The 24,702-nt window shown below is 60.7% G+C and carries 25 protein-coding genes; 21 read left to right on the top strand and 4 right to left on the bottom strand.

Translation table 11 applies throughout. The annotated features are described in order from the left end of the window. Nucleotides 1-336 precede the first annotated feature (336 nt). From ACIO0C_RS28910 to ACIO0C_RS28845, 14 genes are all read left to right on the top strand, one after another. A complete protein-coding gene (locus tag ACIO0C_RS28910) occupies nucleotides 337-975 on the top strand; it encodes a TetR/AcrR family transcriptional regulator (protein WP_007945721.1) in 639 nt (212 codons plus the stop codon). 137 nt (nucleotides 976-1,112) lie between these two features. Continuing rightward, nucleotides 1,113-2,081, top strand: a complete 969-nt coding sequence (locus tag ACIO0C_RS28905; RefSeq protein WP_401317570.1) for a GTP 3',8-cyclase MoaA — start codon at nucleotides 1,113-1,115, stop codon at nucleotides 2,079-2,081. Nucleotides 2,082-2,200: 119 nt separating this feature from the next. Continuing rightward, complete coding sequence (locus tag ACIO0C_RS28900) at nucleotides 2,201-2,809, top strand: DUF4823 domain-containing protein (protein ID WP_401317568.1); 609 nt, start codon at nucleotides 2,201-2,203, stop codon at nucleotides 2,807-2,809. 16 nt (nucleotides 2,810-2,825) lie between these two features. Continuing rightward, nucleotides 2,826-3,386, top strand: coding sequence for a DUF1285 domain-containing protein (locus ACIO0C_RS28895; RefSeq protein WP_401317567.1), 561 nt, complete (start codon nucleotides 2,826-2,828; stop codon nucleotides 3,384-3,386). A gap of 125 nt (nucleotides 3,387-3,511) precedes the next feature. Next, a complete protein-coding gene (locus ACIO0C_RS28890) occupies nucleotides 3,512-4,228 on the top strand; it encodes a FadR/GntR family transcriptional regulator (RefSeq protein ID WP_401317565.1) in 717 nt (238 codons plus the stop codon). Between the two features lie 35 nt (nucleotides 4,229-4,263). Further along, nucleotides 4,264-5,139, top strand: coding sequence for an SMP-30/gluconolactonase/LRE family protein (locus tag ACIO0C_RS28885; protein WP_401317563.1), 876 nt, complete (start codon nucleotides 4,264-4,266; stop codon nucleotides 5,137-5,139). A 273-nt stretch (nucleotides 5,140-5,412) separates the two neighbouring features. Beyond that, the gene (locus ACIO0C_RS28880) at nucleotides 5,413-6,231 is read left to right on the top strand and encodes an SDR family oxidoreductase (RefSeq protein ID WP_401317560.1); all 819 of its coding nucleotides are present in this window, start codon (nucleotides 5,413-5,415) and stop codon (nucleotides 6,229-6,231) included. A gap of 99 nt (nucleotides 6,232-6,330) precedes the next feature. Further along, nucleotides 6,331-7,335, top strand: coding sequence for a substrate-binding domain-containing protein (locus ACIO0C_RS28875; RefSeq protein ID WP_401317558.1), 1,005 nt, complete (start codon nucleotides 6,331-6,333; stop codon nucleotides 7,333-7,335). A gap of 64 nt (nucleotides 7,336-7,399) precedes the next feature. Then, a complete protein-coding gene (gene araG / locus ACIO0C_RS28870; RefSeq protein WP_401317556.1) occupies nucleotides 7,400-8,944 on the top strand; it encodes an L-arabinose ABC transporter ATP-binding protein AraG in 1,545 nt (514 codons plus the stop codon). A gap of 12 nt (nucleotides 8,945-8,956) precedes the next feature. Further along, nucleotides 8,957-9,925 carry an L-arabinose ABC transporter permease AraH gene (araH, locus tag ACIO0C_RS28865; RefSeq protein WP_095195599.1) on the top strand — a complete coding sequence of 323 codons (969 nt, stop codon included), beginning with the start codon at nucleotides 8,957-8,959 and terminating at the stop codon, nucleotides 9,923-9,925. Nucleotides 9,926-10,117: 192 nt separating this feature from the next. Next, on the top strand, nucleotides 10,118-10,831 hold the full coding sequence (locus ACIO0C_RS28860) for a GntR family transcriptional regulator (protein WP_272603260.1): 714 nt from the start codon (nucleotides 10,118-10,120) through the stop codon (nucleotides 10,829-10,831). Beyond that, complete coding sequence (locus ACIO0C_RS28855; RefSeq protein WP_401317551.1) at nucleotides 10,828-11,826, top strand: ADP-ribosylglycohydrolase family protein; 999 nt, start codon at nucleotides 10,828-10,830, stop codon at nucleotides 11,824-11,826. The genes ACIO0C_RS28860 and ACIO0C_RS28855 overlap by 4 nt, the downstream gene beginning before the upstream one ends. Before the next feature lie 186 nt (nucleotides 11,827-12,012). Continuing rightward, a complete protein-coding gene (locus ACIO0C_RS28850; RefSeq protein ID WP_401317548.1) occupies nucleotides 12,013-13,479 on the top strand; it encodes a purine-cytosine permease family protein in 1,467 nt (488 codons plus the stop codon). Further along, nucleotides 13,472-14,401: a PfkB family carbohydrate kinase gene (locus tag ACIO0C_RS28845; RefSeq protein ID WP_401317545.1), complete on the top strand. Its 930-nt coding sequence runs from the start codon at nucleotides 13,472-13,474 to the stop codon at nucleotides 14,399-14,401. The genes ACIO0C_RS28850 and ACIO0C_RS28845 overlap by 8 nt, the downstream gene beginning before the upstream one ends. 129 nt (nucleotides 14,402-14,530) lie before the next feature. Here ACIO0C_RS28845 and ACIO0C_RS28840 read toward each other — a convergent pair whose 3' ends face one another. Genes ACIO0C_RS28840 through ACIO0C_RS28830 form a run of 3 tightly spaced genes read right to left on the bottom strand, consistent with a single transcriptional unit; the run spans nucleotide 14,531 to nucleotide 15,568 of the window. Then, a complete protein-coding gene (locus ACIO0C_RS28840) occupies nucleotides 14,531-14,911 on the bottom strand; it encodes a Rho termination factor N-terminal domain-containing protein (protein ID WP_401317543.1) in 381 nt (126 codons plus the stop codon). 27 nt (nucleotides 14,912-14,938) lie between these two features. Continuing rightward, on the bottom strand, nucleotides 14,939-15,193 hold the full coding sequence (locus ACIO0C_RS28835; RefSeq protein ID WP_401317540.1) for a hypothetical protein: 255 nt from the start codon (nucleotides 15,191-15,193) through the stop codon (nucleotides 14,939-14,941). A gap of 39 nt (nucleotides 15,194-15,232) precedes the next feature. Beyond that, nucleotides 15,233-15,568, bottom strand: a complete 336-nt coding sequence (locus tag ACIO0C_RS28830; protein ID WP_401317537.1) for a hypothetical protein — start codon at nucleotides 15,566-15,568, stop codon at nucleotides 15,233-15,235. Between the two features lie 177 nt (nucleotides 15,569-15,745). Here ACIO0C_RS28830 and ACIO0C_RS28825 point away from each other — a divergent pair, with 177 nt between their 5' ends. From ACIO0C_RS28825 to ACIO0C_RS28800, 6 genes are all read left to right on the top strand, one after another. Beyond that, nucleotides 15,746-16,228, top strand: a complete 483-nt coding sequence (locus ACIO0C_RS28825) for a GNAT family N-acetyltransferase (RefSeq protein WP_401317534.1) — start codon at nucleotides 15,746-15,748, stop codon at nucleotides 16,226-16,228. 194 nt (nucleotides 16,229-16,422) lie between these two features. Then, entirely contained in the window at nucleotides 16,423-17,415 is a 993-nt protein-coding gene (locus ACIO0C_RS28820; RefSeq protein WP_401317533.1) for a 2-dehydro-3-deoxygalactonokinase, read from the top strand. 19 nt (nucleotides 17,416-17,434) lie between these two features. After that, nucleotides 17,435-18,055, top strand: coding sequence for a 2-dehydro-3-deoxy-6-phosphogalactonate aldolase (locus ACIO0C_RS28815; protein ID WP_401317531.1), 621 nt, complete (start codon nucleotides 17,435-17,437; stop codon nucleotides 18,053-18,055). Nucleotides 18,056-18,101: 46 nt separating this feature from the next. Continuing rightward, complete coding sequence (dgoD, locus tag ACIO0C_RS28810; protein WP_008065848.1) at nucleotides 18,102-19,250, top strand: galactonate dehydratase; 1,149 nt, start codon at nucleotides 18,102-18,104, stop codon at nucleotides 19,248-19,250. A 168-nt stretch (nucleotides 19,251-19,418) separates the two neighbouring features. After that, the gene (locus ACIO0C_RS28805; protein ID WP_401317528.1) at nucleotides 19,419-20,729 is read left to right on the top strand and encodes an MFS transporter; all 1,311 of its coding nucleotides are present in this window, start codon (nucleotides 19,419-19,421) and stop codon (nucleotides 20,727-20,729) included. Between the two features lie 60 nt (nucleotides 20,730-20,789). After that, nucleotides 20,790-21,593 (top strand): IclR family transcriptional regulator, encoded by an 804-nt coding sequence (locus ACIO0C_RS28800; protein WP_401317525.1) that lies wholly within the window; start codon nucleotides 20,790-20,792, stop codon nucleotides 21,591-21,593. Nucleotides 21,594-21,678: 85 nt separating this feature from the next. Here the strand turns inward: ACIO0C_RS28800 and ACIO0C_RS28795 are convergent, their stop codons facing one another. Continuing rightward, nucleotides 21,679-23,343 (bottom strand): electron transfer flavoprotein-ubiquinone oxidoreductase, encoded by a 1,665-nt coding sequence (locus ACIO0C_RS28795; RefSeq protein ID WP_008065838.1) that lies wholly within the window; start codon nucleotides 23,341-23,343, stop codon nucleotides 21,679-21,681. A gap of 547 nt (nucleotides 23,344-23,890) precedes the next feature. Here ACIO0C_RS28795 and ACIO0C_RS28790 point away from each other — a divergent pair. Continuing rightward, the gene (locus ACIO0C_RS28790; protein ID WP_008017740.1) at nucleotides 23,891-24,640 is read left to right on the top strand and encodes an electron transfer flavoprotein subunit beta/FixA family protein; all 750 of its coding nucleotides are present in this window, start codon (nucleotides 23,891-23,893) and stop codon (nucleotides 24,638-24,640) included. Nucleotides 24,641-24,702: the final 62 nt, after the last annotated feature.

The following is a 24,702-nucleotide window of genomic DNA, read 5'->3' as shown; positions in this document are numbered from 1 at the left end:
GGCAAAAAAAACCCGGGTTCTGGGGGGTGAATCCGGGTTAAGACCATTAGGAGTAAAACAATGGCACGCGGTCCGTTGGTACCAATATCGGCGTGACACTTGGGGGAGATGCCCCGCCGACAGTTCAAGTATTGATCAGGATTTCGTACCGTCCAGTTTGTAGATCGCGGTTTTTAAACATATTTGGAATACGGGCGCTTCAGAAGAGTTCTCATCAACGGACGTTGTGGTGAGAAATCATCAAGAAACACAGATATGGTCGGATGATCCGTGCATTTTTGCGCAATTTAGGCATAATACGCGGCTTCGAATTTTGACCCCTACAGACCTTTTCTTATGCATAAAGAACCTCGTAAGGTCCGTGAGTTTCGTCGCCGCGAGCAAGAAATTCTCGATACCGCGCTCAAGCTGTTCCTCGACCAGGGTGAAGACAGTGTCACCGTCGAGATGATCGCTGATGCTGTCGGTATCGGCAAAGGCACGATCTACAAGCACTTCAAGTCGAAGGCCGAGATCTATCTGCGCCTGATGCTCGACTACGAGCGCGATTTGAACGAGCTGTTGCATTCGGCCGATGTCGACAAGGACAAGGAAGCCCTGTCCCGCGCCTATTTCGAATTTCGCATGCGCGACCCACAGCGGTACCGGTTGTTTGACCGCCTGGAAGAAAAGGTCGTCAAGGGCAACCAGGTGCCGGAGATGGTCGAGGAACTGCACAAGATCCGCGCCTCGAACTTCGAACGCCTGACCTTGCTCATCAAGGGCCGGATCAGCGAAGGCAAGCTCGAGGACGTGCCACCTTACTTCCATTACTGCGCGTCCTGGGCGCTGGTGCACGGTGCCGTAGCGCTGTATCACTCGCCGTTCTGGAGCAATGTGCTGGAAGACCAGGAAGGCTTCTTCCAGTTCCTGATGGACATCGGCGTGCGCATGGGCAACAAGCGCAAGCGTGACAGCGACACTCCGAGCAGCTGAGCCATTCAGCCGCCTTATTGCCCGTGATTTCGCTACATGGCGCAGTACCGCAGGAATATACTCAGGCAGAGGGCTTGCTAAAACTTGATTTGTGAGTCAAGTTTTAGTGGCCCGAATATTCTTGCGCCGGAGTGATCATGATCGTTGACCGTCAAGGCAGGCGTTTTCGCAATTTGCGAGTCAGCCTGACCTCAGCCTGCAATTACGCTTGTACCTACTGCGTGCCCAACGGCAAGCGGCTGGTGGCTGCGCAGGATGAATTGTCGGCCGAAGCCATGGCGCGCGGGGTGGCCTACCTGATCGAAGCGGCGGGTATCGAGCGCTTGCGCATCACCGGTGGTGAACCGCTGGTCAGCCCGAAACTCGAAGCCTTCATGGGCGCTGTCGGCCAGATGGGGCTGCAGGACATCAGCCTGACCACCAACGGCCAGCTGTTGGCGAAGAAGCTGCCGATCCTGGTGGATGCCGGCATTCGACGCATCAACGTCTCCCTCGATACCCTCGACGCCTCTGCGTTTCGCGGCATTGCCCGTGGCGGCGATCTGGCGACCGTGCTGGGCGGCATGGACCAAGCCCGTGCTGCTGGCATGAAGGTCAAGGTCAACATGGTGCCGCTGCGCGGCCAGAACCTCGATCAGGTGATGCCGCTGCTCGATTACTGCCTGGAGCGTGGCTATGAGCTGCGCTTCATCGAGCTGATGCGCATGGGCCACCTGGCCAGCGACTCCAATGCCTTCCTGCAGCAGTTTGTCAGCCTGCAACAGCTGCTGAGCCTGATCGGCGAGCGCTATGAGTATCTGCAGGCCGATGCGCCTGTCGATGCGACCGCCGTGCGTTATGAAATTCCGGGGCTGGGGCATTTCGGCGTGATCGCCAACGAAAGCGTGCCGTTCTGCCGCACCTGCTCGCGGTTGCGCCTGTCGTCCACTGGCTGGCTGCATGGCTGCCTGTCGTCAAGCAATCGCCACTATGTCGGCGATCTGCTGGACAAGCCGCGTCATCAGGCGTTGCCGGCCTTGCAGCGGTTGCTGGTCAAGGCGTTGGGCGATAAGCAGGAGGTGGCGTTTTCCGGCGGTGCGACGGTCATGAAGATTATTGGCGGCTGATCGGGCCTCATCGCGGGCAAGTCTTGCATTTCATCAGGCGCCGATGATCATGAGCTGGCGCAAAAGCTGCATCCCACGGCCATTCGCCGGTATTCCGTCACCGGCCCTTGGAGGATAGGATGCGTAGCCTGGTTTTGCTGTTGGCCATTTTGGCGCTCGGTGGCTGCATGAATGTCAGCGACATGGCCGAAGGGACTCGCTACCACATGAGCGATGCCGGCCTGCTGGACCACAGCGACAGCCGCCGGGTGAACAACCTGCGCATTCAGCCCGACTCCTTCGTCTACATTGCCCAAGGCGCCTTTGTGCCGCCGGGCAGTGCCGTCTACCCGCGCCCCAACGTGATCGCCGAAGTCGCCTTCGATGGCTTTGTCGAATATTTCCCGATGGTCCGCCGCGCCCGCATTCCGCAAGGCCTTGACCAGGCCATGGGCGAAGCCCGTGCCGTCGGTGCCCATTACCTGCTCTATACCCGTTTCGCCAAGTCCGATGACCGCATCGGCAACTCGGATGAATGGCTGGATCAGGAAGCCGTGGATCGCCTCGGCATCGACACCGGCGTGATTCAAATCATGTTGATCGAGACCAGCACCCAGTATTTGATTGATACTGCACGTATCAAGAGTCGTGGGGGTCTGCTGACATTCCACGACGAAAAACCAGAAGACCTGATGGGCCCACCGCTGCAGCAGTACGCGCGCAGCCTGTTGGGGCTCAGCGACCAGTGATTTCAAGGAGAACGCCATGAGTGGCCCGCAAAAAGCCAACGACCTGCTGGGGCAAATCCCCAAGACCCAAGGCTTGCCGCCGGTCCACTTGTGGAACCCCGATTTCTGCGGCGACATCGACATGCGCATCGCCCGCGACGGCACCTGGTATTACCTGGGCACGCCAATCGGGCGCAAGCCGATGGTCAAGCTGTTCTCCACCATCATCCGCCGCGACGGTGATGATTACTTCCTGATCACGCCGGTCGAGAAGGTCGGGATCAAGGTCGATGACGCGCCTTTCGTGGCGATTGCGGTGGACGTGGAAGGCGAGGGCGAGTCGCAGGTTCTGCGCTTTACCACCAACGTCGATGAGACGGCTGAAGCCGGTACCGAGCATCCGATTCGCGTGGTCATCGATCCCGACACCCAAGAGCCGGCGCCTTACGTGCATGTGCGCACCAACCTTGAAGCGCTGATTCATCGCAATGTGTTCTATCAATTGGTGGAGCTGGCGGTGAGCCGTGAGATCGATGGTCAGCGCTGGTTGGGTGTGTGGAGTGGTGGCGAGTTTTTTCCCATTGGACTTGAGCCTTAATCGGTAAAAATGTGTGAGCAAGCCCGCTCCCACATTGGAGTTTCTTATTCTCTGAAAAATCAATTTGACACTTAATCATATGATGATTAGCGTGGACACCCATCGCGAACGGCTTTGAGGTGTCCATGTCCAGCAGTTTTCACGCGTCGACGGTCGACTGGCTGGGCTGCTGGATCGCTGCCGGGCACGTCAAGCCGGGTGAGGCGCTCAAGGTCGAAGCCGACCTTGGCGAACAATTGGGTGTCAGCCGCACCGTCATTCGCGAAGCCATCAAGACCCTGGTCGCCAAGGGCATGCTCGAAGTCGGGCCGAAAGTCGGTACGCGGGTATTGCCCGTGCGGCGCTGGAACCTCTTCGATCCGCAGGTCGTAGGCTGGCTGTCACGCAGCGGCTTGCCGGAAAATTTCGTCGATGACTTGCTCGACTTGCGCCGCACCATCGAACCGATGGCCGTGCGCTGGGCCTGCGAACGGGCCACCGCCCACCAGCTCGACGCCATTTCATTGGCCTACAACGCATTGGCGCGGGCGGTGGACAGCGGTGTCGATTACAACCGCGCCGACCAGCTCTTCCACGAGTGCATTCTCGCTGCCAGCCACAATCAGTTCATCGAGCAAATGGTCCCGGCCCTGGGCGCACTGCTGGCAGTGTGTTTCGAAGTGTCCGCCGCCGACCCCGACGAACTGCGCCGCACCTTGCCCATCCACAAAGACATGGCCGACGCCATCGCCGCCCGGGATACCGCGCGGGGCGTGTGGGCCTGCATGACCCTGATCGATAACGCCGACCTGGCGATCAAGCGTTACTACCCGCAGGTCATGGCCGAGAAAAAAGCCAGCTGAGCCTTAGATAAAACAAAAACAATACAGGAGGTTTCATGGAGTGGACTGCGGTCACTGAGCACCGGGCGCAACTGGGCGAAGGTCCGTTCTGGGATGCGCCGACCCAGGCGCTGTACTGGGTGGACATTGCCGGCAAGCAGGCGTTGCGCTTGATCGGCGCCAACGTGCAGATCTGGCAGATGCCAGAGCACGTCTCGGCGTTCATCCCCTGTGCAAGCGGCGATGCGCTGGTGACCTTGAGCAGCGGCGTGTATCGGCTTGACCTTGATTCTGCGGGATTGGACCCGCGACTGACCCTGTTCTGCGTCGCCGATCCGCAGCCCGGCAACCGTGCCAACGAAGCCCGCTGCGATGCCCAAGGCAGGCTGTGGCTCGGCACCATGCAAAACAACATCGGCGAACAGGGCGAAGACCTGCCCATCGAACGGCGTTCCGGTGGACTGTTCCGGGTTGATCGCGATGCACGGGTGACACCGCTGCTGCGTGGCCTGGGCATTCCCAATACGCTGCTATGGAGCGATGACGCCACCAGCGTATTTTTCGGCGACAGCCTCGATGGCACGTTGTACCGGCACTTCATTCGTACCGACGGTCATCTCGAACCGGCACAGCCCTGGTTCGGCCCCCACCCATTCGGCGGCCCGGACGGTTCGGCAATGGACGCCGAGGGTTTTATCTGGAATGCCCGATGGGACGGCAGTTGCCTGCTCAGGCTGAGCCCGGAAGGCAAGGTCGATCGGGTGATCGAACTGCCCGTCAGCCGTCCGACCAGTTGCGTATTTGGCGATGTCGACCTGAAAACCCTGTACATCACCAGCGCCGCGAGCCCCCTTGGGCATCCATTGGATGGGGCTGTGTTGTCGATTCGCGTCGACGTTGCAGGAAAGGTCTGTAGTCGATTTTCTGGATAGATCCCAAAATATGGGACTGTAAATTATATATTGAGATTATTGACCGGTCAGGTTTATAGTCGGCTCCATCAGTTACACGCACTCACACTTAAAAAAACAAAACAGGTGAAGTGATGCAGCGATATTCCCCCGCGCTCCCTTGTGGAGTCCGCGTTTCAGAGCATCTCGATGCTGAAACGTTTTCGCGCCTGCCTGTTTCTTCTTCAACGCCTTTTGACCGGACATCCACAGATGCCCGGTTTTCGTCGTGCTTTCGAACAGGAGTCCTGATCCATGGCTGAACCTCTTTCGTTACCACCCGTGCCCGAACCACCGAAGGGCGAGCGCCTGAAAAACAAAGTGGTGTTGTTGACCGGTGCTGCCCAGGGCATCGGCGAGGCGATTGTGGCGACCTTCGCGTCCCAGCAAGCCAAGCTGGTCATCAGCGATATCCAGGGCGAAAAAGTCGAAAACGTCGCATCGCAGTGGCGGGGCAAAGGGGCCGACGTGGTGGCGATCAAGGCCGACGTTTCAAAGCCACAGGACCTGCACGCCATGGCCAGATTGGCGGTCGAGCGTCACGGGCGGATCGACGTGCTGGTCAACTGCGCCGGGGTTAACGTGTTCCGTGACCCGCTGGAAATGACCGAGGAAGACTGGCGTCGCTGCTTCGCCATCGACCTGGATGGCGCCTGGTACGGCTGCAAGGCGGTATTGCCGCAGATGATCGAGCAGGGCATCGGCAGCATCATCAACATTGCCTCGACCCATTCCACCCACATCATTCCCGGCTGCTTCCCTTATCCCGTGGCCAAGCACGGCCTGCTCGGCCTGACCCGCGCCTTGGGTATCGAATACGCACCCAAGGGCATTCGCGTCAACGCGATCGCGCCGGGCTACATCGAAACCCAATTGAACGTCGACTACTGGAACGGCTTTGCCGACCCCCATGCCGAGCGTCAACGCGCCTTCGACCTGCACCCGCCGCGCCGCATCGGCCAGCCGATCGAGGTGGCCATGACCGCGGTGTTCCTGGCCAGTGATGAAGCGCCGTTCATCAACGCTTCGTGCATCACCATCGATGGCGGGCGCTCAGTGATGTACCACGACTAGGTAGACCGTTTTTCAGGTGCAAAACTGCGCCTGAAATTCAATCATCATACGATATGACTATTGGCACTACGCTCAACAAAAACAACAAGGAGTCAGCTTATGAATCGTCGTCATGCCATCCGTTCCCTGTGCTGCGCCGCCGTGGCGGTCAGCGCGTTCAGCCTCAGCAGTACGCTGCTGGCGGCCGAGGAAGTGAAAATCGGTTTCCTGGTCAAGCAAGCGGAAGAGCCCTGGTTCCAGACCGAATGGGCCTTCGCTGAAAAGGCCGGCAAGGAGAAGGGTTTCACCTTGATCAAGATCGCCGTACCTGACGGCGAGAAAACCCTGTCGGCCATCGACAGCCTGGCGGCCAACGGCGCCAAGGGTTTCGTGATCTGCCCGCCGGACGTGTCCCTGGGCCCTGCGATCATGGCCAAGGCCAAGCTCAACGGTTTGAAAGTGATCGCCGTGGATGACCGCTTCGTCGATGCCAGCGGCAAGTTCATGGAAGACGTTCCGTACCTGGGCATGGCCGCTTTCGAAGTCGGCCAGAAGCAGGGCGGCGCCATGGCCACCGAAGCGAAAAAACGCGGCTGGGAGTGGAAGGACACCTACGCGGTCATAAACACCTACAACGAACTCGACACCGGCAAGAAGCGCACCGACGGCTCGGTCAAGGCGCTGGAAGATGCCGGCATGCCCAAGGATCACATCCTGTTCGCGGCCCTCAAGACCCTCGACGTGCCGGGCAGCATGGACGCCACCAACTCGGCGCTGGTGAAGCTGCCGGGCGCGGCGAAGAACCTGATCATCGGCGGCATGAACGACAACACCGTGCTGGGCGGCGTGCGTGCCACTGAAGCCGCCGGTTTTGCCGCGGCTAACGTGATCGGCATCGGCATCAACGGTACCGACGCCATTGGCGAGCTGAAGAAACCCGACAGCGGCTTCTACGGGTCGATGCTGCCAAGCCCGCACATCGAGGGCTACAACACTGCCAGCATGATGTACGAGTGGGTCACCAGCGGCAAAGAACCGGCGAAGTACACCGCCATGGACGACGTGACGCTGATCACGCGCGACAACTTCAAGCAGGAACTGGAAAAGATCGGCCTTTGGAACTGAGGGCCGGTTGATTTCATCGGCGGCCCCGGCAGCGGGGTTGCCTGCTCTGTGAGATGAGGTGGCTATGCACGCGCAAACCCAAGTACAGCAACACACCGCCGGCGGCAGCTTGCGCTTCAACGGGATCGGCAAGACCTTTCCCGGCGTGAAGGCGCTGGACAACATCAACTTCGTCGCCCATCCGGGGCAGGTTCATGCCTTGATGGGCGAGAACGGCGCCGGCAAGTCGACCCTGCTGAAGATCCTCGGCGGCGCCTACACCCCGAACAGCGGCGACCTGCAGATCGGCGGCCAGACGATGGCTTTCAAATCCACCGCCGACAGCATTGGCAGCGGCGTTGCAGTTATCCATCAAGAGCTGCACCTGGTGCCGGAAATGACGGTCGCGGAGAATCTTTTTCTCGGTCACCTGCCGGCCAGTTTCGGCCTGATCAATCGCGGCACTTTGCGCCAGCAAGCCCTGGCCTGCCTCAGGGGCTTGGCCGACGAAATCGACCCGCAGGAGAAAGTCGGGCGCCTGTCCCTCGGTCAGCGGCAGCTGGTCGAGATCGCCAAGGCCTTGTCCCGTGGCGCGCATGTCATCGCCTTCGACGAGCCCACCAGCAGCCTGTCGGCGCGGGAGATCGATCGCTTGATGGCGATCATCGGTCGGCTGCGCGACGAAGGCAAAGTGGTGCTCTACGTCTCCCATCGCATGGAGGAAGTGTTCCGCATCTGCAACGCGGTGACGGTGTTCAAGGACGGCCGTTACGTGCGTACCTTCGAAGACATGAGCGAGTTGACCCACGATCAATTGGTGACCTGCATGGTCGGCCGAGACATTCAGGACATCTACGATTACCGCCCGCGCCAGCGCGGTGCGGTGGCATTGAGGGTCGACCGCCTGCTCGGGCCAGGCCTGCGCGAACCGGTGAGTTTCGACGCGCACAAGGGCGAGATTCTCGGCTTGTTCGGCCTGGTCGGCGCAGGGCGCACGGAATTGTTTCGCCTGCTCAGCGGGCTGGAACGCAACAGCGCCGGACGCCTTGAACTGCGCGGTCATGAACTGAAACTGCGCTCGCCCCGGGATGCGATTGCCGCCGGGATTTTGCTGTGTCCCGAGGACCGCAAGAAAGAGGGCATCCTGCCGCTGGCGAGCGTCGCCGAGAACATCAACATCAGCGCCCGTGGAGCGCATTCGACCTTCGGTTGCCTGTTGCGTGGCCTGTGGGAGAAGGGCAACGCCGACAAGCAGATCAAGGCGCTCAAGGTGAAAACGCCACACGCCGGGCAACAGATCAAGTTCCTGTCCGGCGGCAACCAGCAGAAGGCCATTCTTGGTCGCTGGCTGTCGATGCCGATGAAAGTCCTTCTGCTCGATGAGCCCACCCGTGGCATCGACATCGGCGCCAAGGCCGAGATCTACCAGATCATCCATAACCTGGCCGCCAGTGGCATTGCGGTGATCGTGGTGTCCAGCGACCTGATGGAAGTGATGGGTATTTCCGACCGCATCCTGGTGCTGTGCGAAGGCGCGTTGCGTGGCGAACTGAGCCGCGAACAGGCCAATGAATCCAACCTGCTGCAACTGGCTTTGCCGCGCCAACGCGCTGACGGCGTGGCGAACTGAGAGGTGACTATGATGACAACCCAAAACGAAACCCTGCCGACTGCACGCAAACCCCTGGACCTGCGGCGCTTTCTTGATGATTGGGTGATGCTGCTGGCGGCCGTCGGTATCTTCGTGCTGTGTACCTTGCTGATCGACAACTTTCTCTCGCCATTGAACATGCGCGGCCTGGGCCTGGCGATTTCCACGACCGGGATCGCGGCGTGCACCATGTTGTACTGCCTGGCGTCCGGGCATTTCGACTTGTCGGTGGGTTCGGTGATCGCCTGCGCCGGCGTGGTGGCGGCAGTGGTGATGCGCGACACCGATAGCGTGTTCCTCGGCGTCAGCGCGGCACTGGTGATGGGGCTGATCGTCGGTTTGATCAACGGCATCGTGATTGCCAAATTGCGGGTCAATGCATTGATCACCACCCTGGCGACCATGCAGATCGTGCGCGGCCTGGCTTACATCTTCGCCAATGGCAAGGCGGTGGGGGTGTCCCAGGAGTCGTTCTTCGTGTTCGGCAACGGTCAGTTGTTCGGTGTGCCGGTGCCGATCCTGATTACCATCGTCTGCTTCCTGTTCTTCGGCTGGCTGCTCAACTACACCACCTACGGGCGCAATACCATGGCCATCGGCGGTAACCAGGAAGCGGCGCTGTTGGCGGGGGTCAACGTTGACCGGACCAAGATCATCATCTTCGCCGTGCACGGCCTGATCGGTGCGCTGGCCGGGGTGATCCTGGCATCGCGCATGACCTCGGGCCAGCCCATGATCGGCCAGGGTTTCGAGCTGACGGTGATCTCCGCCTGCGTGCTCGGCGGTGTGTCACTCAGTGGCGGGATCGGCATGATCCGGCATGTGATTGCCGGGGTGTTGATTTTGGCGATCATCGAGAATGCGATGAACCTTAAGAACATCGATACGTTCTACCAGTATGTGATTCGGGGTTCGATCTTGCTGCTGGCGGTGGTGATTGACCGCTTGAAACAACGCTGAGATTGATCGTTCCCACGCTCCGCGTGGGAATTCAGCCCGGGACGCTCTGCGTGCCTTTCCAGAGCTGGAACGCGGAGCGTCCCTTGAGGCATTCCCACGCGGAGCGTGGGAACGATCATGGCAAGGCCTCCTTCTGTCATCTCCTGTAAATATTTCTTGCCCGCCTCAAGCTGTTTCGGTTTCAATTTGTACATGATTAGACAGGTACGATTCGACAAGAAACAACGGGTGGTCGACGAACTCATCCGGCGCATTGAAAGCGGTCTCATGGAGGACGGTTTTCATCTGCCGGGCGAGCATCAGTTGGCTCAAGAATTCAAAGTCAGCCGAGGAACCTTGCGTGAAGCGCTGGCCGAGTTGAAGCGGCGCAACTACATCGCGACGCAAAGCGGGGTGGGCTCCATCGTCACGTTCGACGGTGTGGCGCTCGACCAGCGCAGCGGCTGGGCCCAGGCCCTGGCCGACAGCGGCGCGCTGATCAATACCGAAGTGCTGCGGCTGGAGGCGGTGACCCGTCCTGACCTGCTGCCGCGTTTCGGCACCGACCAGTTCATCACCCTGGACCGTCGCCGGCGTTCCAACGATGGCACGCTGGTCTCCCTCGAGCGCTCCTTGATGCCCGCTACCGGAGGCCTGGAAAGCCTGCCGCGGGTTGGCTTGATCGATAACTCGCTGACCATCACCCTGGCCGCTTATGGCTACATCGGCGAGCGCGGCGATCAATGGATCGGTGCCGAGCCTTTGAATGCCGAAGATGCCGAGCTGCTGGGCCGGCCTGTTGGCACGGTGTTCCTCAAGGCCTTGCGCACCACCTATGACCGGCAAAACCGCTTCATGGAACAGGTGGAAAGCCTGCTCGACCCTGTGCATTTTCGCCTGCACCTGCAATTCGGGCCGTCGAAATGACGGCGCTCAATCGTGCGCTTGGCGCGTTCTATGGCCTGGCCCTGGGCGATGCATTGGGCATGCCGACCCAATCCCTCAGCCGCGCCCAGATCCAGGCGCGCTTCGGTGAAATCACCGACCTTGAAAATGCCGGTCCCGATCAGCCGATCGCCGCCAATATGCCCAAGGGCTCGATCACCGACGATACCGAGCAGGCCATTCTGGTCGGTCAATTGCTGGTCGAGGGTCAAGGCAACATCCAACCCTCGCTCCTCGCACAACGCTTGATCGAATGGGAAGCGGTGATGCAGGCCAAGGGCTCCCAGGACTTGCTCGGCCCTTCGACCAAACGCGCGATCGAAATGATCCTCGCTGGCCATTCGCCCGAAGAAGCCGGCCGCTACGGCACCACCAATGGCGCGGCGATGCGGATCACCCCGGTCGGCATTGCCGCGGATGTGGCCAATCCCGAGCGTTTCATCGATGCCGTGGTACAGGCCTGCCAGGTCACCCACAACACCACGCTGGGCATTTCCAGCGCGGCGGCGGTGGCGGCGGTCGTTTCCGCCGGGATCAACGGCATGGACCTGGGCGAGGCGCTGAACCTCGGCCAGCAAATCGCCCAGCAAGCCGAGGGCCATGGCCACTGGGTGGCTGGCGGACGAATCGCTTCGCGCATCAGTTGGGCGCGCAGTATCAGCGTCGACAGTGACAAGGCGATGCTCGCCGATGTGCTGTACGACGTGATCGGCACCTCGGTGGCTTCACAGGAGTCGGTGGTGGTGTCGTTTGCCCTGGCCCAGCAGGTGGCCATCGGTGAATTGAGTGCCTTCGACGCACTGTGCATGGCTGCCAGCCTGGGTGGCGACACCGACACCATCGCGGCGATTCTGGGGGCGATGCTCGGGGCCTGCCTGGGTCTGGAGAGTTGGCCGGTGGTGATGATCGAGAAGGTCAAGGCCGTCAATGATCTGGAGCTGGAGCCGTTGGTCCAGGGTCTTTTGGCCTTGCGTTGACCGGGCTGACGCCATCGCGGGCAAGCCCGCTCCCACAGGGATAGCGCAAACCTTGAGGTACACACAGTCCTGTGGGAGCGAGCTTGCTCGCGATAAGCGCACCGCCTGGTTGATTTGATAACCCGCAATGTATCGCCCATTTCCGTATTTGCCCACAACCACAAAAATGGCAACAGGAGCATTTTCATGAGTTCATCGAACGCCGGGCAGAACGCCGGGCAACTGGAGACCCGCGGCATCGATCCGGTGCCGGAGGCCGAGTGCAATGGGCATCCGCTGCAGCTGTTCTGGGTCTGGTTCGCCGCCAACATTTCCATCCTCGGCCTGCCGCTGGGCGCGACCCTCGTGGCGTTTCGCGGGTTGGCGATCTGGCAGGCGGTCATCGTCGCGATCCTCGGTGCCGCCGGTTCCTTCGCGGTGGTCGGGATCATTTCCATCGCCGGTCGTCGTGGCCGCGCGCCGAGCCTGACCCTGTCCCGCGCCATCTTTGGCGTGCGCGGCAATATCGGCCCGACCCTGGTGTCGCTGATGTCGCGCCTGGGCTGGGAAACCGTCAACACCACCACCGCCGCGTTCGTGCTGCTGTCGCTGTGCTCGATCCTCTTCGGTTCGCCGGTGGAGGCCAAGAGCGCGCCGTTGCTGACCCTGGTGTTCATCGCGATTTTCGTGTTGCTGACCTTGTCGGTGTCCGGCCTCGGTCACGCCACGTTGCTGGTGATCCAGAAGTGGGCGACCTACGTGTTCGGCGCACTGAACATTCTGGTCGGCGGCTTCCTCTGCGCCACCATCGACTGGAGTGCGGTGTTCAATGCCACGCCTGCACCCATGAGCGCGATGATCATCGGCATCGGCACCATGGCGGCGGGCACGGGGATCGGTTGGGCCAACGCCGGCGCGGACATGTCGCGCTATCAGCACCGCAGTGTCAAAGCCGTGCGCCTGGTGGCGTCGGCAGCATTCGGTGCGGGCATCCCGCTGGTGCTGCTGATCACCCTCGGCGGTTTGCTGTCGGTGGGCAACAACGACCTGGCCCAGGCCACCGATCCGATCATCGCCATCCGCGACATGCTGCCGACCTGGATGGCCGTGCCGTACCTGATCACCGCCTTCGGAGGCCTGCTGCTGTCGAACAACCTGTCGGTGTACTCCGCCGGGCTGACCACGCTGACCCTCGGCCTGAAGGTCAAGCGCGTCTACGCCGTGGTGGTGGACATCGTGGCGATTTTCGCCGGTTCGATTTACTTCATGTTGATCGCCGACAGTTTCTACGGCCCGTTCATCACCTTCATTTCCCTGTTGGCGGTGCCGATCACCGCGTGGGTCGGGATCTTCGTAGTCGATCTGATTCATCGTCACTATTACAGCTCCAAGGACCTGCTGGACGTCAGCCCAAGCAGCGCCTATTGGTATCGCGGCGGCGTCGAGTGGCGCGCGTTCGGCGCCTGGGCGGTGGCGATCGTGCTCGGTTTCAGCTTCACCACCATCGGCACCACGGCAGAAAACGTCTGGTTCAAGGGTTTCCTGTCCGACTCGTGGCTGGGGCATAACGGCCTCGGCTGGATCGTGACCTTTGTGGTCGCCGGTGGCCTTTACCTGATACTTGGCGGGGCGAAGGATCGTCGTGCCGCGCTGATCGAGAATGCCCATGCCTAAGTTGCTGCACACCGGCCAGGTCATCATCGACCTGGTCATGGCCGTGGATAAGTTGCCGCAAGCGGGGGGCGATGTGTTGGCGCAGTCCGCCAGTTTTCAGGCCGGCGGCGGTTTCAATGTGATGGCGGCCGCACAGCGTAATGGTCTGCCGGTGGTTTACCTCGGTCGTCACGGCACCGGACGTTTCGGTGACCTGGCCCGTGAGGCCATGAACGCGGAAGGCATCCAGATCGGCATCGCTGATCGTGCCGAGCGCGATACCGGGCTGTGCGTCGCCATCACCGACGCTTCGGCCGAACGCAGTTTCGTTTCGTACATCGGTGCCGAAGGCGAGTTGACTGCGCAAGACCTGGCCAGTGTGCCGGTTGAGGCGGGCGATTATGTCTACGTCAGTGGCTACAGCCTGCTGCAGGCGGGGAAGGCACAGGCGCTGGTAGATTGGGTGCTGGCATTGCCGAGCGGGATCAACGTGGTGTTCGATCCGGGGCCGCTGGTGGATTCGCCGGACGCGCCGCTGATGCAGGCGTTGCTGGCGCGGATTGACCTGTGGACCAGCAACAGTGTCGAAGCGCAGAAGTTTACCGGCGCGACGGACATCGCCCAGGCGCTGGATCGTCTGCTCGGGCATTTGCCGCGCGATGTGCTCATGGTCGTTCGCGACGGGCCCCAAGGATGCTGGATTCATCAGCAGGGCGAACGTCGACATGTACCGGGTTTCAAGGTGCAGGCGGTGGACAGCAATGGCGCCGGCGATGCCCATGCAGGGGTGTTTGTGGCGGCACTGGCGCAGGGGTTGTCTGCCTTTGATGCAGCGCAAAGGGCCAATGCGGCAGCAGCGTTGGCGGTGACCCGGTGGGGGCCGGCGACATCGCCGAGGACTGCTGAGGTGGATGCGTTGATCCGCAAGACTTTCGGCGCCTGATCCACCGCCTTCGCTGGCAAGCCAGCTCCCACAAGGTTCTATGGCGTTCACAAGCCGTGTGCTCACCACCTTACTTTGTGGGAGCTGGCTTGCCAGCGATGAAGCCCTTCAGTTCAACACAAATCAGGCTTAGCCAGCCTTGCGCAACGCCTCGATCAACTCCTGCTTACGCATGCTGGACCGACCCGGAATATTCTTCGCCCGGGCCTCTTTCATCAAACTGTCCACGGTCTGCACGTCGCGCGATGCCTTGCTGTTACGCGAATGACCCTCGCGACTGACCACCGCCCGTCGCGACGATTCCTTGCGATCTTGCGCCTTGGCACTGGCCGGCTTCTTGCGCCCTGAACCACCGGCGCGCTCGCCACCACCGGACTGTTTGTTCACGGTCGCCCAGGCGCGCGCTTCGGCTTCATCCTTGGACAGACCTTTGCGCTCGTAACTGTCTTCAATGTGCTCGGCCTTGCGTTTCTGCTCGGCGGTGTATTTGTCTTTGCTTCCACGAGGCATGGGATTTCTCCTGGCTTGCTGGTGAGTTCAAATATCCAGCTTGCGTGCCGCCTCAACCCCTGCGGCGCTGAGCTTGATCGGCAGGTTCAGCGAGTGCTCGCCCGCTTCGTTGCAGACCACATGACCATGTTGAATCAACCCGCGTTCCTGCAGTGTGGCGAGGGTACTGGCCACGACTTTCTCCCCCCGGTAATTGTCCAGTACCTCCTTGCCCAGGCCACTCGGGTGGGCGTGCAGCAGGCGGGTCAGGACTTCTTTTTCCAGGTTTTTATCGACGTTCATGGTTACCTCTTCGTTGCGATGGGTAGGTATTGCGGCGAATTACTGGCTCGCGCCCCCTAAAGAACCCGAGCCACCGGTGGTGGTCGAGCCGATGCCGGGACTGGCGTTATCCGGTGTCTTGGTATCGGGCTGGTTCAGGCCGCCTTGGCGGCCCGCATCGTTGCCCTGGATCCGCGGGTCGGTGCCGGTTGACGGTGGCAAGCTGCTGTCGACGCCTGTGCCGTTGGTGTTGATGCCGGGGGCACTCTGGATAGCGGGGGCTTTGGGCTTTTCGACCGGGTTGGTCGGGCCGGTGCCGGACGCTGTGGTGGCGGCGATAGCGAGCGGGGACATCAGGACAGCGAGGGCGAGGGCGGACAACCGGGACGTGAGCATGGTGGTGTCTCCATTGATTTAGAGTCCTTACCTGATGTTGGTCCGCCCCCGTTTCGAATTGGTGCCTGATGAACGACGAACGGTTCAGGCCTGCCGCATCGATGTTTTCATTTCCCATGTGACGAGCGCCACGCACCGCCTTAGTATGGCGTTTTCAACTTCTGACAAGGCACGTCCATGACGATCGAAATCCGCCCGGCGACCCCCAGTGACGCGCCGCAAATCCTCGCGTTCATCACTGAACTGGCCGACTACGAACGTGCTCGCCATGAAGTCATCGCCAGCGTCGCCGACATCGAACGCAGCCTGTTCAGTGAAGGGGCGACGGCCCATGGCCTGATCTGCCTGCGCGATGGAGTGCCCATCGGTTTTGCAGTGTTCTTTTTCAGCTATTCCACGTGGCTGGGCAGCAACTGCCTGTACCTCGAAGACTTGTACATCACCCCTGACCAGCGCGGCGGTGGTGCGGGTAAAACCTTGCTGCGGCACCTGGCGAAAATCGCCTGTGCCAACGACTGTGGGCGCTTTGAATGGAGCGTGCTGGAGTGGAACACCCCGGCCATCGACTTCTACAAATCCCTGGGTGCGCAGCCACAGGAAGAGTGGGTTCGATACCGCATGGATGGGGCAGTCTTGCGGGATTTTGCTGAGGGTAATTAATACCGTTTAAAAGATCGCAGCCTTCGGCAGCTCCACATGAATCGCGTGTAAACCCGATCTTGAAGGCGCTGCCGAAGGCTGCGATCTTTTTTATCTTGTCTCAATATGTGGGATTGATATTTATATATTGAGATTTAGAGACGCCAAGGTTTATAGTCCGCTCACTCACTGCCAAAAACAGAACAGGTGAAGCGATGCAGGCGCAATTGATCGCGCTCGACTGGGGGACAACCTCATTACGTGCTTACAAACTTGCCGCGGGCGGCCAGGTGCTCGAACAACGTTCGCTGTCGTCGGGGATCATGCAGTTGCCCAAGGCTGCGCGAATCATCAACGGTCGCGAATGCGTCGATGGTTTTGAACTGGCGTTTGACGAGGCCTGTGGCGATTGGCTCGATGAACAGCCCGACTTGCCGGTGATCGCCTGCGGCATGGTCGGCAGCGCCCAGGGCTGGCGCGAAGCGGCCTATCGCGACACACCGGCGAACGTCGCCAATCTCGGCACTTCCCTGCAAACCGTTCGCAGTCTTCGCGGTGTCGATGTGCACATCGTGCCGGGGGTGATCCAGCGCTCGCGCCTGCCGAACGTGATGCGCGGCGAAGAAACCCAGGTGCTTGGCGTCTTGCAGAAACTCGTGGGCGAGGCGGGCAGCGATCTGCTGATCGGCCTGCCAGGCAGCCATTCGAAATGGGTGGAAGTGGCCGACGGCTGCATCGTGCATTTCGATACCTTCATGACCGGCGAAGTCTTCGCCGTGCTCAGCGAACACAGCATCCTGGGTCGCACCCAGCAGCGCGGCGCGTCATTCGATGCGGATGCATTCGATCGCGGCGTGCAGGTGGCGTTGTCGGTGGACGGCGAAATCGGCCCCTTGTCGACCTTGTTCAGCGCCCGCAGCCTCGGCCTGACCGGTGAACTCGGCGCCATGGCGCAAGCGGATTACCTGTCCGGCCTGTTGATCGGTCATGAACTGTCGGCCCTGGCCTGTGTGCAGCGGCGTCGCCGCAACAGCGTGCACCTGCCTTCCATCATCCTGATCGGCAATTCCCAGCTGTGCAGCCGCTACAGCCGCGCGCTCGATGCCTGCGGATTTGCGCAGGTGACGTTGGCCGAGCAGGCCACCGAACGCGGGTTGTGGCAGCTGGCACTGGCGGCCGGCCTGATCGCGCCCACGCCAAATCGTTAAACCTGACTGGAGTCCTGACATGCTCAAACAAGCACTGGCGCAAAACGGGCTGATCGCGATCCTGCGTGGCCTGCGCCCGCAAGAAGCCGCCGCCATGGGTGAAGTCCTGTATGCCGCCGGATTTCGCGTCATCGAGGTGCCGCTCAATTCCCCTGAGCCGTACGAAAGCATCCGCATCCTGCGTAGCACGCTGCCCGCCGATTGCCTGATCGGCGCGGGAACGGTGCTGACGCCGCAGCAGGTTGAACAGGTCAAGGCGGCCGGCGGCCAGGTGATCGTCATGCCCCACAGCGATCCGAAGGTGTTGCGCGCGGCGAAAGCGGCCGGCCTTTACCTGTCGCCCGGTGTTGCCACCCCGACCGAAGCCTTCGCGGCACTGGCCGAAGGCGCGGATGTGCTGAAGATGTTCCCGGCCGAGCAGATGGGCCCGGTGGTCGTCAAGGCCTGGCTCGCGGTGCTGCCGGCGGGAACGATCCTGGCACCGGTCGGTGGCATCACCCCGGACAACATGCAGGAGTTCATCGACGCGGGCGTCAAAGGCTTCGGCCTCGGTTCCGGGTTGTTCAAACCGGGTATGACGCCAGATGAAGTGGCGCTCAACGCCAAGGCTTACGTGGCTGCCTGGAAAGCCCTTCGCTAAGACTTTTTGGCGCTGCGAGCGCTGCATCTACAAGAGAGACAAAAAGATGAAAATCACCAAACTGACCACCTTCATCGTTCCGCCACGCTGGTGCTTCCTCAAGGTCGAGACCGACGAAGGCGTCACCGGCTGGGGCGAGCCCGTGGTCGAAGGCCGCGCGCACACCGTTGCTGCTGCCGTTGAGGAATTGTCCGACTACCTGATCGGCAAAGACCCACGCAACATCGAAGACATCTGGACCGTGCTGTACCGCGGTGGCTTCTACCGTGGCGGCGCGATCCACATGAGCGCCCTGGCCGGTATCGACCAGGCGTTGTGGGACATCAAGGGCAAGGCGCTGGGTGTGTCGGTCAGTGACCTGCTCGGTGGTCAGGTGCGGGACAAGATCCGCGTGTATTCGTGGATCGGCGGCGACCGCCCTGCAGACACCGCGCGCGCTGCGAAAGAAGCAGTCAGCCGGGGTTTCACCGCGGTGAAAATGAATGGCACCGAAGAACTGCAGTTCCTCGATACCTTCGACAAGGTCGACCTGGCCCTGGCCAACGTCGCGGCGGTGCGTGATGCGGTGGGGCCGAACGTCGGCATCGGCGTCGACTTCCATGGCCGGGTACACAAGCCTATGGCCAAGGTGCTGATGAAGGAACTCGATCCGTACAAACTGATGTTCATCGAAGAACCGGTGCTCAGCGAAAACTACGAAGCGCTGAAGGAACTGGCACCGCTGACCAGCACGCCGATTGCCCTGGGTGAGCGGTTGTTCTCGCGCTGGGATTTCAAGCGCGTGCTCAGCGAAGGCTACGTCGACATCATCCAGCCGGATGCTTCACATGCGGGCGGCATCACCGAAACCCGCAAGATCGCCAACATGGCCGAAGCCTATGACGTGGCGCTGGCGCTGCATTGCCCGCTGGGCCCGATTGCCCTGGCGGCGTGCCTGCAACTGGACGCGGCCTGCTACAACGCGTTTATCCAGGAACAGAGCCTGGGCATCCATTACAACGAGAGCAACGACCTGCTCGACTACGTGAAGGATCCGCGGGTGTTCGACTACGACAAAGGCTTCGTGAAAATCCCCAACGGCCCGGGCCTGGGCATCGAGATCAACGAGGAGTACGTGATCGAACGCGCCGCGGTCGGCCACCGCTGGCGCAACCCGATCTGGCGCCATGCCGACGGCAGTTTTGCCGAGTGGTGAGATCCCTCTGACTCACCACCAATCCCTGTGTAGGCGCTGGCTTGCCAGCGAAGGGGCCTTCGAATCTTGCCCCACACCTGAGACCGCCTTCGCTGGCAAGCCAGCTCCTGCAGGGTTCAGCGCCAGTCTTTAGAACGACCTCAATAAACATAAAAAGAGGCACTCCTCATGCAACCGCAAACCCTCACCGGGCAGGCGTCATTGGCGGCGCCCAGCCGCAAGCGTTTTTTCATCATGGTGCTGTTGTTCATCACCGTGGTGATCAACTACCTGGACCGCAGCAACCTGTCGATCGCCGCGCCGGCGCTGACCAGCGACCTGGGCATCGATCCCATCCACGTCGGCCTGATCTTCTCGGCCTTCGGCTGGACCTACGCGGCCATGCAGATTCCCGGCGGCTGGCTGGTAGACCGGGTGCCGCCGCGCATTCTCTATACCGCCGCGCTGCTGTTATGGTCGATTGCCACGGTCATGCTCGGCTTCGCGGGCAGTTTCATCGCGCTGTTCGTGTTGCGCATGGCGGTCGGAGCCCTGGAAGCGCCGGCCTATCCGATCAACAGCCGTGTGGTCACCACCTGGTTCCCGGAGCGTGAGCGCGCCACGGCCATCGGTTTCTACACCTCCGGGCAGTTCGTCGGACTGGCATTCCTGACACCGGTTCTGGCCTGGCTGCAGCACGAATTCGGCTGGCACATGGTGTTCGTCACTACCGGCGCGGTAGGCATTCTATGGGCAGTGATCTGGTACGCGGTGTATCGCGAGCCACGTGATTTCAAAGGCGCTAACGACGCTGAGATCGAGCTGATCAAAGAAGGCGGTGGGCTGGTGGACATCCAGTCCGAACAGGCCAAGGTCAAGGCCAAATTCAGCTGGACTGACCTGGGCATTGTCCTGACCAAGCGCAAGCTCTGGGGCATCTACCTCGGCCAGTTCTGCCTCAACTCCACGCTGTGGTTTTTCCTGACGTGGTTCCCGACCTACCTGGTGAAATACCGCGGCATGGACTTCATCAAGTCCGGCTTGCTGGCGTCGCTGCCGTTTCTCGCGGCGTTCGTCGGCGTGTTGTGTTCCGGTTTCTTCTCGGACTTCCTGATTCGTCGTGGCTACACCGTGGGTTTCGCCCGCAAGTTGCCGATCATCAGTGGCCTGCTGATTTCCACTTCGATCATCGGCGCCAACTTCGTCGAATCGACGCCGCTGGTGATTGCCTTCCTCGCACTGGCGTTTTTCGGCAACGGCCTGGCATCGATCACCTGGTCGCTGGTGTCGACCCTGGCGCCAGCGCGTTTGCTTGGGCTGACCGGAGGGGTGTTCAACTTCATCGGCAACCTGTCGGCCATCGCCACGCCGATCGTCATCGGCTTCCTTGCCAGTGGTGACTCTTTTGCCCCGGCCATCACCTATATCTCGGTTCTGGCGTTGATCGGTGCACTTTCCTACATCTTGCTGGTGGGCAAGGTCGAGCGTATCAAGTTGTAGTCGTGACCTGCGGGCGACCATAATGCCGCCCGTTCACTCGCTCAACGGTAAAGGCTGGATATGCAGGAAGACGCCCCAAAAATCGCCAAGGACGCCGCACCGACCGGCACCCAGACACTGCTTCGTGGCCTGGGTGTGGTCCAGGCCGTGGCCAGTGGCGCCCGCGATCTCAAGGAAATCGCCCGGTTGATCGGCACCACGCGCAGCACCACCCATCGCCTGGCCAGTTGCCTGGTGGACGAGCGGTATCTGCGGGTGGTGCCGCAGGTCGGTTATCTGTTGGGGCCCAAGCTGATCGAACTGGGGTTTCAGGCGCGCGAAGAATTACCGCTGGTGACCCTGGCCGGGCCGTATCTGGATGAGTTGTCGGCGTTGACTGGCGACACCATCCACCTGGCCATCCGAGAAGGCGACGAGGTGCTGTACCTGCACAAGAATCCGGGGCGCAATGGTCCGGAGATGCGCTCGCGGGTCGGTCATCGCATGCCCTTGGCGCGCACCGGAATTGGCAAGGCGTTGATGCTCGATGACTCGCCGCAAGAGTGGCAGCGCTTGTACGAAGTCAGCCTGCCGGTGGGTGGGAAAAACCAGTTCTGGCCGCAGCACCCCGAGCAATCCTGGGAGCAGTTCCAGCAGCGCATGACCGAGTACGTGGCCGGCGGCTACGCCTTCGACCTGGAAGACAACGAACCGTCGATCCGCTGCGTGGCGGCGCCGATCCGCGATGCCAGCAAACGCATCGTCGCCGCCATCAGCATCGCCAGCACTGTGCCGTACATGCCGCTGGAAAAAATGGCCGAGCTGATTCCCCTGATCAAAGGGGTCACGACCCGGCTGTCGGCGGAGCTGGGTCTCAAGGTTTAAACCCATCTTTCTGTAGGAGCGATGCCCTTGATTGCAGGCAACAAAAAGGCCCCCATTCGGGAGCCTTGATGTTCAGGCGTTCGGCTTACATGTTCGGGTAAGTCGGGCCGCCGGCACCTTCCGGTGTCACCCAGGTGATGTTCTGTGCAGGGTCCTTGATGTCGCAGGTCTTGCAGTGAACACAGTTCTGGGCGTTGATCTGGAAGCGCTTCTCGCCGTCTTCCTTGGTCACCACTTCATACACGCCGGCCGGGCAGTAGCGCTGGGCAGGTTCGTCGTACAGCGGCAGGTTCTTGCTGATCGGGATGCTCGCATCGGCCAGTTTCAGGTGGCACGGCTGCTCTTCTTCATGGTTGGTACCGGAGATGAACACCGAGCTCAGTTTGTCGAAGCTGATCTTGCCATCCGGTTTCGGGTAGTCGATCTTCTTGCAGTCGGCCGCCAGTTTCAGGCAAGCGTAATCCGGCTTGGTGTCGTGCAGGGTGAACGGCAGTTTGCCGCCGAAGATGTTCTGGTCCAGCCAGTTGAAACCACCGCCGACGATGGCGCCGAACTTGTGGATCGCCGGGCCGAAGTTGCGGCTGGCGAACAGTTCTTCGTACAGCCAGCTGTTCTTGAAGCTTTCGACATAATTGGTCAGTTCATCGCCGCCTTCGGACTCGGCGAACAGGCGATCGGCCACGGCGTCAGCCGCCAGCATGCCGGACTTCATCGCGGTGTGGCTGCCCTTGATCTTGGCGAAGTTCAGGGTGCCGAGGTCGCAACCGATCAGCGCGCCGCCCTTGAAGACCATCTTCGGTAGCGAGTTCAGGCCGCCCTTGCAGATGGCGCGGGCGCCGTAGCTGACGCGCTTGCCGCCTTCCAGATACTGCTTGAGCACCGGGTGATGCTTGAGGCGCTGGAACTCGTCGAACGGCGACAGGTAGGTGTTGCTGTAGGACAGGTCGACGATCAGGCCAACGACCACCTGGTTGTTTTCCAGGTGATAGAGGAACGAGCCACCGGTGTTCTCGGTGCCCATGATGTCCATCGGCCAACCGGCGGTGTGCACCACCAGGCCTGGCTGGTGCTTGGCCGGATCGACTTCCCAGATTTCCTTCAGGCCGATGCCGTAGTGCTGCACGTCGGAATCATTATCGAGGTTGAAGCGCTTGATCAGTTGCTTGCCGATGTGGCCACGGCAACCTTCGGCGAACAGCGTGTACTTGCCGCGCAGTTCCATGCCCGGGGTGTACAGGCCTTCCTTCGGGTTGCCTTCGCGGTCAACGCCCAGATCGCCGGTGATGATCCCGCGGACCACGCCGTTCTCGTCGAACAGCGCTTCCTGGGCGGCGAAGCCCGGGTAGATCTCCACGCCCAGGTTCTCGGCCTGCTGGGCCAGCCAGCGGCACAGGTTGCCCAGGGAGATGATGTAGTTGCCTTCGTTGTGCATGGTCTTGGGCACAAAGAAGTCTGGAATTTTTTGCGCGCTTTCGGCGTTTTTCAGCACGAAGATGTCATCGCGGGTGACCGGCGTGTTCAGCGGCGCGCCGAGTTCTTTCCAGTCCGGGAACAGTTCGTTCAGGGCGCGGGGTTCGAACACCGCACCGGACAGAATGTGAGCACCGACTTCGGAGCCTTTTTCGACCACGCAGACGCTGATTTCCTTACCGGCTTCGGCGGCCTTCTGCTTCAATCGGCAGGCAGCGGAAAGACCAGCGGGGCCGGCACCGACGATGACCACGTCGAATTCCATGTATTCGCGTTCCACAGGTTATCTCCTACTCAAGGCTCAACAGTTTTTTTTCTAATATGGAGGTTGGGTGTCGCATCCGTGAATCCCTGCGCAACGCCGGGAGAGGACAATCGATTAACCACCTTTCTCTTTGGTGGCGCATTATATCTACACCACTCTCAGCGTCCAATACAAACGTTTGTTTGAAATGGCTCCAAGCCAGAGAAATCAAAGTCACCCGGCGTATGAACGGCCATTTTGGCGTATTGACCGGAATAGGTGTTCCGGTCAAGATACGGGCGGTTTTGCGCTCGCCGTAGGCTGACTGTTGGTTTCAAGAGCACCTCTAAAGACAGGGCGATGGCAGTGGAAAGTGATGCGCCGCGCGGGTTTGACGCGCAGTTTACACGTCGCGATATTGAATGACTCGTTAGTCACTCCTGACGAGCGGTCATCAGCATCATGAGCGATGGTCACTTGACACGTTTGCCGGCGTTTTTGGAGGTGCCCTTGCGCCCGATGAGCATCAACCGCCAGGTTCGCCTAGGCGACTTTCTTTTCACCGGAGAGTAACGAGGAATCCATGAAGGTTCTTGTAGCTGTCAAACGCGTTGTGGATTACAACGTGAAAGTTCGCGTCAAGGCGGACAATTCCGGCGTCGATCTTGCCAACGTCAAGATGTCGATGAACCCGTTCTGCGAGATCGCCGTGGAAGAAGCCGTACGCCTGAAAGAGAAGGGTGTTGCGACTGAAATCGTCGTCGTCTCCGTGGGCCCGTCCACCGCTCAAGAGCAACTGCGCACCGCGCTGGCTCTGGGTGCCGATCGCGCCATCCTCGTCGAGTCCGCCGAAGACCTGACTTCCCTGGCCGTTGCCAAGCTGCTCAAGGCTGTTGTCGACAAGGAACAGCCTCAGCTGGTGATCCTTGGCAAACAAGCCATCGACAGCGACAACAACCAGACCGGCCAGATGCTCGCTGCACTGAGCGGTTACGGTCAGGGCACGTTCGCCTCCAAAGTCGAAATCAGTGGCGACAGCGTGGCTGTCACCCGTGAAATCGACGGCGGCGCGCAGACCGTTTCCCTGAAACTGCCGGCCATCGTCACCACCGACCTGCGTTTGAACGAGCCGCGCTACGCGTCCCTGCCAAACATCATGAAAGCCAAGAAGAAGCCTCTCGAGACGCTGACTCCAGACGCTTTGGGCGTTTCCACCGCCTCCACCAACAAAACCGTGAAAGTCGAAGCGCCTGCTGCACGCAGCGCGGGTATCAAGGTCAAGTCGGTGGCTGAACTGGTTGAGAAACTGAAAAACGAAGCGAAGGTAATCTAAATGACTATCTTGGTTATTGCTGAACACGACAACAAAGTGCTGGCCCCGGCCACGCTGAACAC

Source organism: Pseudomonas sp. NPDC087336 (assembly GCF_044744285.1).
Lineage (GTDB): Bacteria > Pseudomonadota > Gammaproteobacteria > Pseudomonadales > Pseudomonadaceae > Aquipseudomonas.
This window is presented reverse-complemented; position numbering and strand designations above follow the sequence as displayed.